Here is a 16,844-nt window from a genome sequence, read left to right on the forward strand (position 1 = left end):
ATCGGCCGACTCACACCGCTTCGTAGGTCTCGTGGGCGGGGTTCATGCCCTCCGGCAACGTCAACCGATCCCGATACGACGACCGCGCCGCGATCTGCGCGTAATACGCCGCCTTCCGACGCGCCACCGCCCCACCAGACGCCGCCTCCACCAACTCCGGCGCCAACTGCGCATTCATCCCATCCCGCAACAACTTCAACGCCTCAGCCCGCATCTGCGAAATCCGCGACTCCGTCACCCCGAGCTCCTCCGCCAACTCCCGCATCGGCCGATCCTCGAAAAAACACCCCCGCACCACCGCAGCCAACCGCTCCGGCAACGCCTCCACCGCATCCCGCAAATACGCCGCCCGCTCCCGCGCCACCAACACCGCCTCCGGCGTCGCCGACGACGACGGCAACACCGCATCCGCCCCCACACTGTCCGTGATCACATCCAACCGCAACACCACCGACGAATGCAGATCCGCATCCACCCGCTCCAACTCAGCCACCGACACACCCATCTCGGCCGCCACCTCAACATCCGACGGACGCCGACCCAACGACGCCGCCAACGCATCATGCACCCCATCACGACGACGCACCTTCGACCGCAACGACCGCGTCGCCCAATCCGCCGACCGCAACTCATCCAACAACGCACCACGAATCCGACGCACCGCATACCGACCGAACGGCACACCCAAACTCACATCAAAACTCCGCGCCGCCATCGCCAACGCAGCCATCCCCGCCGACACCAGATCATCCGTGAACACATGACCCGGCAACCTCGACGAGATCGCCCGCACCTCAAAATGCACCAACGGCACATGCGCCCGACACAGCTCATCCACGTCGACGCCCGGCAAGGCGCCCTTCGGGTGGTTCTCAGAAGCAGTCACCTACGCAGTACAGACGGGATTCATTGAACCCTCAACTAAGTCCACTATTCGAGACGTCGCAGGTCAAGACGCCTTTTTATCGTCCCCAAGGGGTCTGAGAGTTCGAGTTGCATGCATCCAGCCTACTTTCAGGACGATGGTCCGAGGATTGATGAACGAGTGTCCAATAAAGGGCCGGCAAGGCCGCTTCGGTGCAATTCCTGAACGATCGTCCGGCGCATCCGCACACGAATGACAATGGTGTCGTTCCACCCCGGAATTCGACGAACATTCTGCAATGGCGCGCCGATTCGCCACGGCCGCCCCGGCCCGGCCACGGCCGGCCGCCCGGCGACGCCGGCCCACGCATCCCCTCGATCCACCGCCCGCGGCGCGACGCGGCTCGGCGCCCCTCCCGCGGCCGCGGCGCGCACCCCCTTCGCGCCCGCGAACCAATCCCCCTGCCGCCGTGGCCAACACGGGCCGACTCTGACTCAGGCCGCGCGAACGAACCCCTCAGGTGTGCCCGCCCGGGGTCGATGTGGGACTCGTGAACGAAGCGAGGCACGCGTGAACACGGCCCTCCCCTCCGACGCCGCCCTGATGGCACTGTCCGGTCTGTCGACCGGCCTGTGGCGTATCCAGGAACTCATCGAGGTCCTGTCGTACAAGCTCGAGGTGCAGCAGGTCCTCATGGAGAACGGCCGCACCAGGTGGATGGGCCGTTCCACTCGCGAGATCGAGGCGGTCATCGCCGAGATGCGCGAGGCCGAACTCATGCGCGCGGTCGACGCGGGCCCGGTGTGCGACGCACTGGGCCTGGCCCCGGACACTCCCCTCTCCGAGATCGCCGCCGCGGCGCCGGCCCCCTGGGACCAGGTCCTGGGCGAGCACCGGAACGCCCTCACGACCGCCACGAACGAGCTGTCCCGGCTGAGCCGGTCCAACAGCGAGATGCTCGAGGCGAGCTACCGGGCCGTTCAGGAGACGCTCGAACGCTTCAATCACTCGCCCGAAGGGGCGACGTACACCGCGAGCGGCACCCGAGAGAGCCGCCGTTCGCTTCACCTGTTCGATCAGAGAACCTGAGTGGGGAGCACGAACACATGACCACGACCGCGCAGACCATGACGCACGTCGACCTGAACCTGCCGATGGGCCTCGTCGGCTTCCCGGCGGCCCAGCGCTTCCGGCTCACCGAGAGCGAGGGCGGCCTGTACGAGATGGACTGCCTCGACGTGCCCGACATGGGATTCGTCGTCGTCGTCCCGAGCCCCTACTTCCCGGAGTACTCGCCGGTCATCGACCCCGAGACGGCGCAGCGCCTCGAGCTCGAGAGCGCCGACGACGCCCTCGTGCTCCTGCTCGTCAACCTCGGTAGCGAGGAGGAGCCGCCCGGCGCGAACCTCCTGGCCCCCGTCGTCGTCAACAAGCGGACGAAGAACGCGATGCAGGTCGTGCTCGTCAACCAGGAGCTCCCGCTCCGGGCGGCGTTCCCGACCTCCTGATCCCGGCCCCTCGACCGGGGGCGCCGCCACGCACCACGTGCGGCCCCGGGCGGACCCGAGAGCGCGCAGGACGGCGCGTCGAGGACGCCCGGGGCTCACGCCCGCGCTGTAGCCTGACGAGAAGGCAACAGCAACTCCCCTCCAAGAGAAGGACCTTCCCGTGTTGGTTCTCAGTCGCCGCCCGCAGCAGAGCCTGCTGATCGGCCACGACGTCGTGGTCACCGTGCTCGAGGTGAACGGTGACACGGTGCGCATCGGCATCAAGGCACCGTCCGACGTCGACATCCACCGGGAGGAGATCTACCACGACCTCCAGAAGGCGAACGCGGATTCGGCCGTCAAGCCCGGCTCCGCCGCCGCCCTCGCCAAGCGCATCCACGCGGCCTCGCCGCGCGGGACCGGCGCCGACGGGCCGACCTCGGGGGGCTGCGCGTCGCCGCCACCCGATCAGGCCTGAGCCCGGTCCGCCGAACCGCCCGAGACGCTCCCTGCGTCCCGGGCGGTTCGCGTACGCCCGTCCGCTAGTCGCCCTGGCGCTCTCCGCGCGCGTCGGCGAGCAGCGCGTGCACCTCGGACGAGCGGTACCGCCGATGGCCGCCGAGGGTGCGGAACGACTGGAGCTTGCCCGCCACGGCCCACCGCGTGACCGTCTTGGGATCGACCCGGAACAGGGCCGCCACCTCGGCGGGGGTCATCAGGGTGTCCGCGCCCGACGGCTCCGGGGGATCGCCCGGCCGGGGGGCGGGCGGGGCGGCAGGCACGGTGGCGGACGGGGACGGGGAACGATCATTCATGGGGTTGGCCTCACGCTTGCTTCTCAGCGCTGTCTTCAGGGGAAGTCTTGCCGGCGCTCCCGGCCGCTGGCGATCAGCGATGGGCGACGGGGCAATGGACCACGAGCGTATCCTTGACGGACCACGGGACCACGCGCTGAGGACCGACGAGTCCTCCCGTCGGGCGCCCGCGACACCGCCCTGCGGTTCCGAGGACGCGCGCCGCTCCTGTACGGTGGTCAGCACGAACATACGAGATTCCCGGAGCTGCTCCGTCTCGACCCGCGCGGGTGTGCGACTCCGCACAGCGGGCCCGGATGATGCGGCTCCGGCAGACGCGTGAGGGGGTCGACGCCATGGGGCGCGGCCGTGCAAAGGCGAAGCAGACCAAGGTGGCGCGCGAGTTGAAGTACTCGACGCCCAACACGGACTTCAGCGCCCTGGAGCGTGAGCTTCACGGACCGAGGGTGCCGGACTCGAGCCGAGGGCCGAGTCGGGACTCCGACGACTACGCCGACGACGACGACGACCGCTGGGTGTCGGGCGACCGCTGAGCATCGCTCCTCCGGGAGCACCCGCCACACCACCCCTCCACCACGACCCGCCGGCCTCCCCTCCACGTCCCCCACGGACGGGGCAGGGAGGCCGGCGGGTCGGCGGTTGCGGGGTGGACGTGCGTCACGCCCCGTCGTAGCGCCCGATCATCCTCACGGCGCCCCCGTCGACGCCCTTGGCCCCGCGGACCACGTCCGGGTCGGCCGCGCCCTCGGTGTCACCGTCGATGTCGTCCTCGACCGTGCCCAGCGCCCAGGCCTCGACCCCGAGTTCGGTGCTGCGGGTGATGGCGGCCTCGGCCTGCTCCGCGGGGAGCACGGCCACGAACCCGACCCCCATGTTGAGGGTGCGCTCGAGGTCGGCGACGGGCACGTCGCCGAGGCCGCGCACGACCTCGAACACGGCCGGGGGCTCCCACGTGGACCGGTCGATCGTCGCGACGACCCCAGCGGGGATCACGCGCGCGAGGTTCGCGGCGAGCCCGCCCCCCGTGACGTGGCTCAGGGCGTGCAGGTCGATCTCCGGGTCCCGCGCGAGCTGCAGGAGCATCGCGGCGTACACGCGCGTGGGCTCGAGCAGCTCCTCGCCGAGGCTGCGCCCGAACTCCTCGACGTACCGGTCGTACCCCCAGCCGGCGGCGCCGAACACGGCCCGGACGAGCGAGTAGCCGTTCGAGTGCAGACCCGACGACGCGAGCGCCACGACGGCGTCCCCCGCGCGGACACGCTGCGGCCCGAGCACGTCGTCGAACTCGACGACGCCGGTCGCCGCCCCGGCCATGTCGTACTCGTCGGGGCCGAGCAGCCCCGGGTGCTCCGCGGTCTCGCCGCCGACGAGCGCGACGCCGGCGACCCGGCACGCCTCCGCGATGCCCGACACGATCGCGGCGATCCGCTCGGGGACGACCTTCCCGCACGCGATGTAGTCGGTCATGCACAGGGGTTCGGCCCCGCTGACGACGATGTCGTCGACGACCATCCCGACGAGGTCGAAGCCGACGGTGTCGTGCTTGTCCATCGCCTGCGCGACGGCGACCTTGGTGCCCACCCCGTCGGTGCTCGTCGCGAGCACGGGGCGCCGCATGCCGCGCAGCGCGGACGCGTCGAACATGCCGGCGAAGCCGCCGAGGCCACCGATCACCTCGGGCCGCTGCGCCCGGGCGACGTGCGCCTTCATGATCTCGACGGCCCGGTCGCCCGCCTCGACGTCGACCCCCGCCGCGGCGTAGGTGAGTCCGGGGGTGCCGCTGGGCTCGCTCATGCTCGTGGGTCCTTTCCTGGGCGTCGCCGTCGCGACGCGGGTGGAGGGGGCGGGAAGGGTGGCGGAAGGGTCTGACCGGCACGGCGCCGGTGGCGATGCCGGCACGGCCGGCCCGGCCGCTCGACCGCGCAGGCTAGCGGGCGTCGACCGGGGCGGTCCGGGCGACGTCGTGGCCGCCGGCCACGTTGTCGGGGCCGGTGTTGTCGGGCATGAGCTCGAGCTCGAAGAGGTGCTCGGTGGCGGTGGCCGTCGGCACCGGGATGGGGTACTCGCCCGAGAAGCACGCCGTGCACAGCCGCTCCCGCGGCTGCTGCGTCGCGGCGATCATGCCGTCGGCCGAGATGTAGCCGAGCGAGTCGGCGCCGAGGGAGCGGCAGATCTCGTCGGTGTCGAGCCCGTTGGCGATGAGCTCGGCCCGGGTCGCGAAGTCGATGCCGTAGAAGCACGGCCACTTCACGGGCGGCGAACTGATGCGCACGTGCACCTCGCGGGCGCCGGCCTCGCGCAGCATCCGCACGAGCGCGCGTTGGGTGTTGCCGCGCACGATGGAGTCGTCGACGACGACGAGGCGCTTGCCGTGGATGACCTCGCGCAACGGGTTGAGCTTGAGGCGGATGCCGAGCTGGCGGATGGTCTGGCTGGGGGCGATGAACGTCCGGCCCACGTAGGCGTTCTTGACGAGGCCCTGCCCGTACGCGATGCCCGACTCCTCGGCGTACCCGATGGCCGACGGGGTCCCCGACTCCGGGGTGGGCATGACCATGTCGGCCTCGACCGGGTGCTCACGCGCGAGGACGCGGCCCATCTCGACGCGCGACTCGTGGACGCCGCGGCCGCTGATCGTCGTGTCGGGGCGCGCGAGGTAGACGTACTCGAAGACGCAGCCCTTCGGGTCCGGCGTGGCGAACTGCCGGGACCGCAGCCCGTCGACGTCGACGACGACGAGCTCCCCGGGTTCGACCTCGCGCACGAAGCTGGCCCCGACGATGTCGAGGGCGGCGGTCTCGCTCGCGACGACCCACCCCCGCTCGAGGCGGCCGAGGACGAGGGGACGGATGCCCTGGGGGTCTCGCGCCGCGTACAGCGTGTGCTCGTCCATGAAGACGAACGTGAACGCGCCCTTGACCAGGGGCAGCACCTGCATCGCGCGCTGCTCGAGGTCGGGGTGCTCGCCGTCGGCGAGCAGGGCCGTGACCAGGGCCGTGTCGGTCGTGTTGCCCCGCCGCAGCTCGCCCGACAGGGCGTTGGCGCTGCCGCTGTCGGCGACGAGGTCGCGCAGCTCGCGGGTGTTGACGAGGTTGCCGTTGTGCACGAGGGCGATGGTCGAGTCGTCCGCGCCGCCGAGCGTGGGCTGCGCGTTCTCCCACGTGCTGCCGCCCGTGGTCGAGTAGCGGGTGTGCCCGACGGCGATGTGGCCCGACAGCATGGTCAGGCTCGTCTCGTCGAAGACCTGGCTGACCAGCCCCATGTCCTTGTAGACGAGGAGGCGGTGTCCGTCGCTGGCGGCGATGCCCGCGGACTCCTGCCCGCGATGCTGCAGGGCGTACAGCCCGAAGTAGGTGAGCTTGGCGACCTCCTCGCCCGGCGCCCAGACCCCGAACACGCCGCATGCGTCCTGAGGGCCCTTCTCGCCGGGGAGAATGTCATGGTTCAGACGTCCGTCACCACGTGCCACGCGGCCAGTCTCCCACACGCCCGGCGGGTGGTCGGTGGCGTCAGCGTCGGCGGTCGAGCAGCAGCGCGACGATCGCGCCGACGAGCGTCCCGAGCAGGGCGCCGATGACGGCCACGTAGGCCGCGGCCGACGTGGCGGTGACCGCCGGCGCCTGCGGCGTGATCGCGTCGAAGGCCAGCCCGAGCAGGAGGCCGACGACCGCCCCGGTGAGCAGGAAGGCGCGGTAGTTCACCGACCGCCGAACGGGCACGTAGACCACCCCGCGCCGCTCGGGTCCCGCGCCGGACTCACCCGTCGGCTCGTCGCCCGTCCGCTCGTCGCCGGCCGGGCCGGCACCGGTGCGCCCGGCGGCTCGCTCGTCGCGGACGGGGTCGGGCTCGTCGGTCGTCTCGGGCATGAGGACCAGCCTACGAGCGCCCCCCACGCGCCTGGACGCAGGGAGGGCAGGAGGGCGGCGACCTCCTCGAGCACCGCGAGGTCGCCCGCGTAGTGGCCGTCGCGGCGGGGCCGGTGGGCGACGACGTCGGTGAAGCCGAGGTCGGCGGCGCGCCCGACGTCGTCGACGAACCGGTCGGCCGAGGCGAGGGAGTAGCCGGGAGCCGCGTCGAGGGACAGGTACCGTCGAGGCCGGCGGGGTCGCGGCCGGCGTCGGCGAGGGCCGCCTCGAACCGGTCGACGAGGTCGGCGACGCGGCGCCACCACGTGGCGGCGTCGTCCCCGCCGCGTCCGGTCGTCACCCAGCCCTGGCCGCGCCGCGCGGCGATGCGCATCGAGCGGGGCCCGTTCGCGGCGACGACGAACGGCATCCGCGGCGACCGGGTGGGGCCGGGTGCGGTGCGGGCGTCGCGGACGGTGAACCACTCCCCCGTGGCGTCGACGTGATCGCGGGTGAGCAGCGCGTCGAGCAGGTCGACGAACTCCCCGAGCCGGTCGCCGCGGCGGCGCGGAGTGAGCTCCTCGCCGCCGAGGATCGTCAGGTCGGGTTCGCCCCCGGCGCCGATCCCGACGATCGCGCGGCCGTCGCTGACGTCGTCGAGGGTGATCAGGTCGCGGGCGAAGGGGTAGGGGTGGCGGAAGTTCGGGCTCGCCACGAACGTGCCGAGCCCGATCCGCGAGGTGACGGTGGCCGCGGCGGTGAGCGTCGGCATCGTCGCGTGCCACGGGTGCCCGACGAGGCCGCCCCACACGAGGTGGTCGTAGGTCCACGCGTGGTCGAAGCCCAGCTCCTCGGCCGCTCGCCACATGGCTGCGGCCCCGCGCCAGGGGTATTCGGGCAGGATCACCAGGCCGAATCGCATGCCCGCAGGCTACGGGGCGAGGCGTCGCCGCGATCGAAGAACCGTCCGGACGACACGGGCCGGAACCTCACTGGGCCCGCGCCGCCCCGACCTGCGACGACGCGCGGGAACGCGCGGCGGCGCCCCGTCGATGTCGTCGGTACGGTACTTCGATCGCGGAGCCTCGGACCGGCTCAGGTCAGCGGCAGCAGACCGGTGAGGTCCGCGCGCTGCCCGCTCGCCCGCACCGCGCCCGACGCCGCCGCGTCCGCCCAGGTCGTCGCCCCCGTCGCGAGCGCCAGCCACGTGGGCGCGTCGGTCTCGACGACGTTCGGGGGCGTCCCCCGCGTGTGCCGGGGGCCTTCCACGCACTGCACCGCGCCGAACGGCGGCACGCGCACCTCGAGCGTGTGGCCCGGAGCCCGCAGCGACAGCTCCTCGAGGGTGTAGCGGACCGCCGTGGCGGTGACGGCTCGGGAGGCGGACGCGGGGTCGGCCCGCCAGCTCGCGAGGGCGGCCCGACCGTCCGGTTCGGGGATGCGGCGACGAGGTGGCATCCGCTCATCCTCCCACCGGGCTTGCGCACGGGTGCGGAAGATTCCCCCTGCGGGCCACGTTGACGCCGTCGTGGACAACGTCTGGGGACTCACCCGACGCCGGCACGTCGACCTGCGACGGCTGGCCAGTTCCGCCTGTCCGGCCTGACGCCCCCACCCCTCGCGGCCCGCCTTCGCCGCACCCTCACCTTCCGACATCCCGGAGGACCCCCATGTCCGATTCGTCCTCGGCCGCCACGGCGGCCTCCTCCACCCCGCGCCGGCCGGCGCGCCGATTGCCGTCGTTCGGCGTGCAGGTGCTGCTCGCCCTCGTCCTGGGCGTCGCGCTCGGTTTCGTCGCCCGCGCGGGCGACCTCACCTGGCTGACCGCGACCCTCGACACCGTCGGGTCGCTGTTCGTCCAGCTGCTCAAGCTCGCGGTGCCGCCGCTCGTGTTCACCGCGGTCGTGGCGAGCATCGCGCAGCTCGCCCACGTGGACAACGCCGCGCGCCTCGCCGGGCGCACGCTGTTGTGGTTCGCGATCTCGGGGCTCATCGCCGTGTCGATCGGCCTCGGCCTCGGCCTGCTGACCAACCCCGGCCAGGGCGTCACCCTCGACACCGGCAGCGCGCAGGCCCCCGAGAAGTCCGGCAGCTGGACCGACTTCCTCACCGGCATCGTCCCCGAGAACCCCGTCGCGGCCTTCGTCGAGGGCAACGTGCTGCAGATCGTGTTCCTCGGCGTCGTCGTCGGCCTCGCCGCGATGAAGCTCGGCGAGCGGGCCCGCCCGTTCCTCACGCTCAACACGGCCGCTCTCGACATCACGCAGAAGGCCCTCTGGTGGGTCATCCGCCTCGCCCCCATCGGCACGCTCGGCCTCATCGGGCACGCGGTCGCGGAGTACGGCTGGGACCTCCTCGGCCCGCTCGCGACGTTCACCGTCGACGTGTACGTCGGCTGCGCGATCGTCATGTTCGTCGTCTACCCGCTGCTGCTGTCGGTGTTCGGCCGCCTGAACCCGCGCCGGTTCTTCGCGGGCGCCTGGCCGGCGATCCAGCTCGCGTTCGTCTCGCGCAGCTCCGTCGGGACGATGCCGCTCACGCAGCGGGTGGCGATCGAGCGCCTCGGCGTGCCGCGCGACTACGCCTCGTTCGCCATCCCCTTCGGCGCGACGTCGAAGATGGACGGCTGCGCGGCGGTCTACCCGGCCCTCGCCGCGATCTTCGTGGCGCAGATCTTCGGCGTCCCGCTCGACGTCACCGACTACGTCCTCATCGCGTTCGTGTCCGTGGTGGGCTCGGCCGCGACGGCGGGGCTGACCGGCGCGATCGTCATGCTCACGCTGACGCTGAGCACGCTCGGCCTCCCGCTCGCGGGCGCCGGACTGCTGCTGGCGATCGACCCGATCCTCGACATGATGCGCACCGCGACGAACGTCGCGGGTCAGGCCGCGATGACGACGCTCGTCGCCGCCCGCGAGGGGATCCTCGACCGCGACGTGTACGACGGCCCCAACGCCTCCCTCGACGAGGAGGCGCCCGAGCGCGAGCTCGCCGCCGCGCGCTGAGCGCGAGCGCGCACCTCACCCGCGACGCCCGCCCCCGGTCACCCCGGGGAGCGGGCGTCGCGCCGTGTCGGGACCGGCGGCAGACGTGGGGACAGCGCGAGCCGCGGGCGGGCAACGGGCGTGAGCAGTGCCCGGCGGGGCGGTGGGAAGGTAGGGGGATGAGCACCGAGGTCTCCCAGGCCGCGCACTGGGGCATGTTCACGGCGCACGCCGACGGCGGCGAGGTCACCGCGGTCACCCCGTGGAGCGGCGATCGCGCGCCGTCGCCGCTGCTCGCGAACATCCCGGGCTCGGTGACGCACCGCTCCCGGGTGGATCGCCCGGCGGTGCGCCGCGGTTGGCTGGAGGGCGGGCCGGGCCCGACCGACCGCCGCGGCCGCGACGAGTTCGTCCGCCCCGGCTGGGACGAGGTCCTCGACGCCCTCGCGGCCGAGCTCGACCGGGTCCGCCGCGAGCACGGCAACGCGGCGATCTACGGCGGCTCCTACGGGTGGGCCAGCGCGGGTCGCTTCCACCACGCGCAGAGCCAGCTCCACCGCTTCCTCAACGTCATCGGCGGGTACACGCGCTCCGTCAACAGCTACTCGACGGGCGCGAGCGAGGTGATCCTGCCGCACATCGTCACGGACGAGGGCGTCCTCACCCAGTTCGCGACGACGTGGGACGTCCTCGCCGAGCACACCGAGGTCTTCGTGTGCTTCGGCGGGGTGCCGGTGAAGAACACGGGCACCGACTCGGGCGGCACCGGCGACCACCCCGCCCCCGACGGCCTCGCCGGGCTCGCGGCGCGGCGCGCACGGCTGGTCTCGGTGAGCCCGCTGCGCGACGACCTCGGCGGGGCGCAGGCCGTCGAGGACACGTGGTTCGTCGGGTCCGGGCGCCACGGCGGCCCGGCTGCCCCGGCCTGGCTGCCGATCCGGCCCGGGACCGACGTCGCGCTCATGCTCGCGCTCGTGCACGTCCTCGACGCCGAGGGCCTGGCCGACGACGGGTTCCTCGCCCGGTACTGCGTCGGCGCGCCGGCCGTGCGCGCCTACGTGCGCGGGGAGTCCGACGGCGTGCCGAAGACCCCCGCCTGGGCGGAGGCGATCTGCGAGATCCCGGCCGGGCGCATCGTCGCGCTCGCCCGGCTCATGGCCGCGAGCCGCACGATGGTGACGGTGACGTGGTCGCTGCAGCGCACCCAGTACGGCGAACAGCCCCTGTGGGCGGCCCTCGCGCTGGCCGCGTTCCTCGGGCAGATCGGGCTGCCGGGCGGCGGCTACAGCAACGGGTACGGGTCGATGAACAAGCCGGGCCTGTCGCCGGCCCCGTTCAAGCTGCCGTCGCTGCCGCAGGGCGTCAACCCCGTGCGGGCGTTCGCGCCCGTCGCGCGCGTCACCGACCTGCTCACCCGGCCGGGCGAGGAGTTCACGTACGACGGCGGCCGGTTCGTCTACCCCGGCATCCGCCTCGTGTACTGGGCGGGCGGCAACCCGTTCCACCACCACCAGGACCTGTTCCGGCTCCGGGCCGCGCTCGGGCGGGCCGACACGGTCGTCGTCCACGACCCGTACTGGACCCCGATGGCGCGGCACGCCGACATCGTCATCCCCTCGACGACGAGCCTCGAACGCGACGACATCGGCGGCACGCGGGGCTCGGCCCGGCTCGTGTCGATGCGGGCCGCGGTACCGCGCTTCGCCCAGGCCCGCGACGACTACGACACCTTCGCGGCCCTCGCCGGCCGCCTGGGGGTCGGCGAGACGTTCACCGAGGGTCGCGACGCCGACGCGTGGATCCGGCACCTGTATGAGGGGTGGCGCGAGGACGTCCACGCGCGGCGGGTCGTGCCGCCGGACGTGCCGACGCCGACGCTGCCGGACGTCGAGGAGTTCCTCGCCGCCGGCGCGCTCGACCTGCCCACGCTCGGCCCGATCACGGCGTTCGCGGACTTCCGCGGGGACCCCGTGCGGCACCGGCTGCCGACGCCCTCGGGGCGGATCGAGCTGTACAGCGAGACGATCGCCGGGTTCGGCCTGCCCGACTGCCCGCCGCACCCCACGTGGCTCGAACCCGTCGAGTGGCTGGGCTCACCGGTCGCGCAGGAGTACCCGATCCACCTCGTGGCGAACCAGCCCGCGGCGCGGCTGCACAGCCAGCTCGACCACGGCGCCGCGTCGCAGGCGGGCAAGGTCGCGGGACGCGAACCGATCCGGCTCCACCCGGCCGACGCGGCGGCGCGGGGCATCGCGAACGGCGACGTCGTGCGCGTGTTCTCGGCGCGCGGGGCGTGCCTCGCGGGCGCGGTCGTCACCGAGGACGTGCGGCCCCGGGTCGCGCAGCTCTCGACGGGCGCCTGGTTCGACCCCGACGACGGCGACCACTCGGGACACTCGGACGGCGCCGGCCACCCCCGGCCCGACCACGACCACGACCACCCAGGCGACGCCGCCCTGTCCCCGGGGCTGCCCGGCACGTGCCGGCACGGCAACCCCAACGCGCTCACGGCCGACCGCCCCACCTCGGGGCTCGCGCAGGCGTGCACGGGCCAGCACGTCCTCGTGCAGGTCGAACGGTTCGAGGGCGAAGCGCCGCCCGTGCGCGCGTTCGAGCCGCCGGCGTGAGCCGCGTCGAGTTCCGCGACGAGGAGCGCGGGGTGACCGTCCTCGCCGACGGGTTCCCGCAGTCGTTCGTCGACCCGGACGACCCGGGCTTCCTGCCGTTCGAGTACGTGCAGCACCTCGCGGCCTGCCTCGACGCCCTCCCCGCCCCGGCGCCGGCGCCGCTCGCGGTGACGCACGTCGGCGGGGCGGGGCTCGCCGTGCCGCGGTACGTGCAGCACACGCGGCCGGGGTCGCCGCAGATCGTCCTCGAACCCGACGAGGCGCTCACCGCCGCCGTGCGGGAGGTCGTGCCGCTGCCGCGGGGGCACCGCATCCGGGTCCGCGGGGTCGACGGCGCCGCTGGCATGGCCGCCCTCAAGGACGCCTCGGCCGACGTCGCCGTGCTCGACGCGTTCGCCGACGGCCGGGTCCCGGCGGAGCTGACGACGGGGGCGTGGTTCGCGCAGGTCGCGCGGGTGCTCCGGACCGGCGGGATCGTCCTGTGCAACCTCACCGACGAGCCCGGGCTGCGGTTCGTCGCGCGCGTGGCCGCCGGGTGCGCCGCCGCCGGGCTCGGTCAGCGCGCCCTCGTCGCGACCCACGACATCCTCAAGGGGCGGCGGTTCGGCAACGTCGTCCTCGCCGCGAGCGCGACCGCGCTCGACGTCGAGGGTCTCGACCGGTGGCTGCGGGCCTCACCCTTCCCGTCGGGGGTACGCGGCCCCGCGCAGGTGACGAAGATGTCGGCGACCGCCCGCCCGTTCACGCCCGACGACGCGACGGGCTCGCCCGAGCCGCCCCGCGGGGAACGCTGGCGCCCGGTCTGACGGCACGCCCCTGCCGTCGCGCGTCGGTGCCTACGCTGAGCCACGCCGTAGCGACTCGACGAGGGGGTCGGAGCGCGCCGGGCGAGCACGAACGGCATCGTCCACCAGGCGAACCGAGGTCCCGCCCCGTGAGCTGTGCCGCGGCGCTCGACCACGCCGCCACAGCGCCCGGGCGTGCACGAACGGCATGGTCCACCGGTCGGACCGCCTCCCCGCCCCGGGGCGTCCGCCGAGAACGACGACGCCCGCCACCGCCTCACCGGAGTGAGGCCGTGACGGGCGTCGCGCGAGAGTCGCCTCGGGCCCGGGGGCGGGCCCGCTCTCGGAGGGGGCGGAGGGGGTGTGCGCGGCCCCGGTATCGGCCGGAGCGGGCGGCCCGGGAGGACCGTCAGGACCCGCACCGGCCGAGCCGGGACCGTGGATCAGGAGCGACCGAAGAAGGTCTGCGCGACGTTCGTGCGCGGGCCCCACGCGGCCTTGGTGGTCGCGCCGCGGCCGAGCTCCCACGCGATGACGTAGGCGCGGCCCTTGGCGGCGGTGCGCAGGCGGGCGCCGGTGGCGATGTCACCGACGGCGCGGCCGGTGGCGCGGTTGATCGCGGCGGCGACCTGGTCGTTCGTGGCGCGGGCCGGGACGGTGACGCGGACGAACTGGTGGCGGCTCGCGCCCCACAGCGCCCGGTCCTCGCGGTAGCGCAGGCGCCCGTCGTCGTCGAGGCGGGCCACGACCGCGGCCTGCGCGGCGGTGCGCGGGGTGTACCGGTCGACCTGGAACGTGCGCGTGACGGTCTTGGCCGCGGGCTTCGCCGGCACGACGACCCGGTTGGCCGGGGCAGGCGTGGCGGGCGTGGTCGGCTTCGCCGGCGCCGGCACCGTCGGGGCCGGGGTGCTCGGCCTGGTCGGCGCAGGCGTGGTCGGCGCAGGCGTGGACGGCGTCGTCGGTGCCGGCGTCGTCGGAGCGGGCGGCGTGGTCGGCGTCGCGGCGCACCCGGTGAGCGACCCGGCGAGGACGTGGTCGAGAACCATGGCCGCGCCACTGCCGTCGACCTTGCCCACCACGTTGAAGCTGAACGACGACTTGGCGGGCAGCTTGGCGAAGGTGATCGAGGCGGTCCGGCCGTCGGCGCTGATGACAGGCTCGCTCGCGCCCTGGACCGCGCCGGTGTACGCCCCGGCCGAGGGCCAGGTGAGGCGTCCGGCGGCCGGGGAGCCAAAGCTGTCGTGACTGGTGAAGACGACGCCCTGCGCGGCCTTCGCCGTGTACGTGACGTCGGTCAGCTCGCGGTCCGTCGCGCCGTACAGGCGGAAGATCGGGGTCGGGGCGGCGCCCCATCCGTCGGCGTTCGTCTCGCCACCGTCGCCCGACTTGTCGCGGACCTCGATGTCGCCCGCCGACAGCGAACGGACGGTCCGGCCCGCGAGGACCTGCTCGCAGCGGCCCTCCTGCGGGGTGGCCGGGACGGGCGGGAGGGAGACCTGGCAGCCGGCGCCCTGGGCGTACGAGCCCGAGAGGTGCGCCCTCGCCTCGTACGTGTCGAGGTAGGCGGTGGAGTCGGCGTCGATCGGCGCCGACACCATGATCATCGTGTGGGACATGGCCGGCATGTCGCCGAGGTCCACCCGGGTCGAGGAGACGCTCTCGGGCGTGTTCACCGTCGTCCAGGGCGCCTTGATCCGCTCGACGCAGGTCGAGCCCCACGAGGTCGCCGACGCCGTGTAGGCGCCGCCACCGGGCACGGGCGGGAGGTCGAGCGTGAGCTCGGCGTTCGAGATCGGGTGGTCGGTGGCGACGAAGATGCGCCAGTTGACCTGGTTTCTTCTCGACCCAGTGCTGGATCTCGAAGTTGCCGGGCGACCCGTCGAGCTTCGGCGACACCTCGCGGACGTAGCCGCCGTTGGAGTAGTCGGTCGGCGCCGGCCAGCGTCGTCATGAGCGCGGCGGGCACGTCGGGCGAGCCGTCGCCGTTGCCGTCGGCGAGGCCGTCGCGGTCCATGATCGTGTGGGCGTCCCACGAGAGCGCGCAGCCGGTGGTGGCGTTCCCGCTCTTCGTGCCCTCGTTGGTCGCGGACGCGGGGCCGGCGAAGACGGCCCCGGCGGTCAGGGCGGTCAGGGCGTGGCCACGGTGGCGTGACGGCGCGCGCGCAGGTCGATGTGCATGATTCCCCCAAGTGAAGATCCCCCCTGCCGACCCTATGATCCGGGCCGGCGGCCGATCTTCGTCCTCCCCAGGACGCCCCCCACGGGCGATCGGCCGGTCTCGAGCATAACCATGAAGTCGGACGTCCGACCAGGAACGTTGCATACAAGCGTCCCGGGCATCCGCGCCGCGGCACGAGGGTGGCCACCAGCGGCTCGGCGGCACGAGGGCGGCCACCGGCGCCGCGAGTACGCCAGGGTCGGCCACACGACGACGCCGCCGCGACGCTCCGAGGCCCGCCGCTCCGGACCCGCCCTACGCGGCCGGCGGTCGGGCCGGTCAGAACGTGCGGCCGGTGAGTGCCTCGTAGGCGGCGACGTACGTCGCGCGCGTGGCGGCGATGACCTCCTGCGGCAGGGGCGGCGGGGCGGCGCCGGAGTTCCGGTCCCAGCCGCTCTCGGGCGAGGTGAGCCAGTCACGCACGTACTGCTTGTCGTAGGAGGTCTGCGGGCGGCCGGGTTCGTAGTCGTCGGCCCGCCAGAACCGGGAGGAGTCGGGGGTGAGGACCTCGTCGGCGAGCACGAGGCGCGGCTCCTCCCCCGCGGGGGCGTCCTCGATGCCGAACTCCACCTTCGTGTCGGCGATGAGGATGCCGCGGTCGGCGGCGATCTCGTTGCCGCGGGCGAGCACGGCCGTCGTCAGCGCGCGCAGTCGAGCGGCCAGCGACTCCCCTACCTCGGCCTCGACCTGCGCGAACGTCATGGGCTGGTCGTGCTCCCCGAGCGGCGCCTTCGTCGTCGGCGTGAAGATCGCCTCCGGCAGCCGGGACGCCTCACCCAGGCCCGCCGGCAGCGGGACGCCGCAGACCGAGCCGCTCTCGCGGTACTCGGCGAGCCCGCTGCCCGTGAGGTAGGCGCGGCCGATGCACTCGACCGGCACCATGCGCAGGCGCCGGACGAGGACCGCGCGGCCGGCGACGGCCTCGGGGACGTCGGTCGAGACGACGTGGTGGGGCAGGAGGTCGGCGAAGCGGTCGAACCACCACAGCGACATCTGCGTGAGGAGCACACCCTTGTCGGGGATGACGCTGCTCAGGACATGGTCGTAGGCGCTGATCCGGTCGGAGGCGACGAGGAGCAGCTCGTCGCTGCTCGGCTCCCCGTCCGGGCCGAGCGGCGCGTAGAGGTCGCGGACCTTGCCCGAGTAGACGTGGGCGTAGCCGGGGAGCTGCGGTGCGGTGGTGTCGTGCGTGCTCATGGCGGTCCGTTCCTCGGGCGT

At 73.5% G+C, this 16,844-nt stretch carries 18 protein-coding genes; 9 read left to right on the top strand and 9 right to left on the bottom strand.

The features are described from left to right. Window positions 1–10: 10 nt before the first annotated feature. A complete protein-coding gene (locus tag ICW24_RS08870) occupies window positions 11–886 on the bottom strand; it encodes a sigma-70 family RNA polymerase sigma factor (protein WP_226345368.1) in 876 nt (291 codons plus the stop codon). 549 nt (window positions 887–1,435) lie between these two features. Between ICW24_RS08870 and flgN the strand changes: the two genes are divergently transcribed. The 3 genes from flgN to csrA all read left to right on the top strand — a co-directional run bounded on the left by flgN (window position 1,436) and on the right by csrA (window position 2,830). Beyond that, entirely contained in the window at window positions 1,436–1,954 is a 519-nt protein-coding gene (flgN, locus tag ICW24_RS08875; RefSeq protein WP_226345369.1) for a flagellar export chaperone FlgN, read from the top strand. 17 nt (window positions 1,955–1,971) lie between these two features. Continuing rightward, complete coding sequence (locus tag ICW24_RS08880) at window positions 1,972–2,373, top strand: flagellar assembly protein FliW (RefSeq protein WP_226345370.1); 402 nt, start codon at window positions 1,972–1,974, stop codon at window positions 2,371–2,373. Window positions 2,374–2,533: 160 nt separating this feature from the next. Then, window positions 2,534–2,830: a carbon storage regulator CsrA gene (gene csrA / locus ICW24_RS19295; protein WP_307781321.1), complete on the top strand. Its 297-nt coding sequence runs from the start codon at window positions 2,534–2,536 to the stop codon at window positions 2,828–2,830. Between the two features lie 64 nt (window positions 2,831–2,894). On the opposite strand, the gene ICW24_RS08890 is transcribed toward csrA, so the two are convergent. Next, window positions 2,895–3,068 (bottom strand): BldC family transcriptional regulator, encoded by a 174-nt coding sequence (locus ICW24_RS08890; RefSeq protein ID WP_226345371.1) that lies wholly within the window; start codon window positions 3,066–3,068, stop codon window positions 2,895–2,897. Between the two features lie 434 nt (window positions 3,069–3,502). On the opposite strand from ICW24_RS08890, the gene ICW24_RS08895 reads away from it, so the two are divergent. Beyond that, window positions 3,503–3,700 carry a DUF3073 domain-containing protein gene (locus ICW24_RS08895; RefSeq protein WP_226345573.1) on the top strand — a complete coding sequence of 66 codons (198 nt, stop codon included), beginning with the start codon at window positions 3,503–3,505 and terminating at the stop codon, window positions 3,698–3,700. A gap of 124 nt (window positions 3,701–3,824) precedes the next feature. Here the strand turns inward: ICW24_RS08895 and purM are convergent, their stop codons facing one another. The 5 genes from purM to ICW24_RS08920 form a co-directional block, all read right to left on the bottom strand. Then, window positions 3,825–4,961, bottom strand: a complete 1,137-nt coding sequence (gene purM / locus ICW24_RS08900; protein WP_226345372.1) for a phosphoribosylformylglycinamidine cyclo-ligase — start codon at window positions 4,959–4,961, stop codon at window positions 3,825–3,827. Window positions 4,962–5,094: 133 nt separating this feature from the next. Next, window positions 5,095–6,636 carry an amidophosphoribosyltransferase gene (gene purF, locus ICW24_RS08905; protein WP_226345373.1) on the bottom strand — a complete coding sequence of 514 codons (1,542 nt, stop codon included), beginning with the start codon at window positions 6,634–6,636 and terminating at the stop codon, window positions 5,095–5,097. A gap of 40 nt (window positions 6,637–6,676) precedes the next feature. Further along, entirely contained in the window at window positions 6,677–7,033 is a 357-nt protein-coding gene (locus ICW24_RS08910) for a hypothetical protein (protein ID WP_226345581.1), read from the bottom strand. Window positions 7,034–7,043: 10 nt separating this feature from the next. After that, a complete protein-coding gene (locus ICW24_RS08915) occupies window positions 7,044–7,934 on the bottom strand; it encodes an LLM class flavin-dependent oxidoreductase (RefSeq protein ID WP_307781322.1) in 891 nt (296 codons plus the stop codon). Window positions 7,935–8,107: 173 nt separating this feature from the next. Next, window positions 8,108–8,470 carry a sterol carrier family protein gene (locus ICW24_RS08920; protein WP_226345374.1) on the bottom strand — a complete coding sequence of 121 codons (363 nt, stop codon included), beginning with the start codon at window positions 8,468–8,470 and terminating at the stop codon, window positions 8,108–8,110. Here ICW24_RS08920 and ICW24_RS19910 point away from each other — a divergent pair. The 4 genes from ICW24_RS19910 (at window position 8,451) to ICW24_RS08935 (ending at window position 13,429) form a co-directional block, all read left to right on the top strand. After that, entirely contained in the window at window positions 8,451–8,618 is a 168-nt protein-coding gene (locus tag ICW24_RS19910; protein WP_372360566.1) for a putative leader peptide, read from the top strand. The two genes, ICW24_RS08920 and ICW24_RS19910, sit on opposite strands and share 20 nt — an antisense overlap. A 64-nt stretch (window positions 8,619–8,682) precedes the next feature. Then, on the top strand, window positions 8,683–10,017 hold the full coding sequence (locus tag ICW24_RS08925; RefSeq protein ID WP_226345375.1) for a dicarboxylate/amino acid:cation symporter: 1,335 nt from the start codon (window positions 8,683–8,685) through the stop codon (window positions 10,015–10,017). A gap of 158 nt (window positions 10,018–10,175) precedes the next feature. Then, on the top strand, window positions 10,176–12,623 hold the full coding sequence (locus ICW24_RS08930; RefSeq protein ID WP_226345376.1) for a molybdopterin-dependent oxidoreductase: 2,448 nt from the start codon (window positions 10,176–10,178) through the stop codon (window positions 12,621–12,623). After that, window positions 12,620–13,429: a spermidine synthase gene (locus ICW24_RS08935; RefSeq protein ID WP_226345377.1), complete on the top strand. Its 810-nt coding sequence runs from the start codon at window positions 12,620–12,622 to the stop codon at window positions 13,427–13,429. The genes ICW24_RS08930 and ICW24_RS08935 overlap by 4 nt, the downstream gene beginning before the upstream one ends. A 422-nt stretch (window positions 13,430–13,851) precedes the next feature. Here the strand turns inward: ICW24_RS08935 and ICW24_RS08940 are convergent, their stop codons facing one another. Then, window positions 13,852–15,024: a hypothetical protein gene (locus ICW24_RS08940; RefSeq protein WP_226345378.1), complete on the bottom strand. Its 1,173-nt coding sequence runs from the start codon at window positions 15,022–15,024 to the stop codon at window positions 13,852–13,854. Between ICW24_RS08940 and ICW24_RS19300 the strand changes: the two genes are divergently transcribed. Then, entirely contained in the window at window positions 15,023–15,148 is a 126-nt protein-coding gene (locus ICW24_RS19300) for a hypothetical protein (protein WP_264176421.1), read from the top strand. The two genes, ICW24_RS08940 and ICW24_RS19300, sit on opposite strands and share 2 nt — an antisense overlap. A 757-nt stretch (window positions 15,149–15,905) precedes the next feature. On the opposite strand, the gene ICW24_RS08945 is transcribed toward ICW24_RS19300, so the two are convergent. Beyond that, on the bottom strand, window positions 15,906–16,823 hold the full coding sequence (locus ICW24_RS08945) for a phosphoribosylaminoimidazolesuccinocarboxamide synthase (RefSeq protein ID WP_226345379.1): 918 nt from the start codon (window positions 16,821–16,823) through the stop codon (window positions 15,906–15,908). Window positions 16,824–16,844: the final 21 nt, after the last annotated feature.

The sequence above is a fragment of the Agilicoccus flavus genome (genome assembly GCF_014857905.1).
Classification (GTDB): Bacteria; Actinomycetota; Actinomycetes; order Actinomycetales; family Dermatophilaceae; genus Agilicoccus; species Agilicoccus flavus.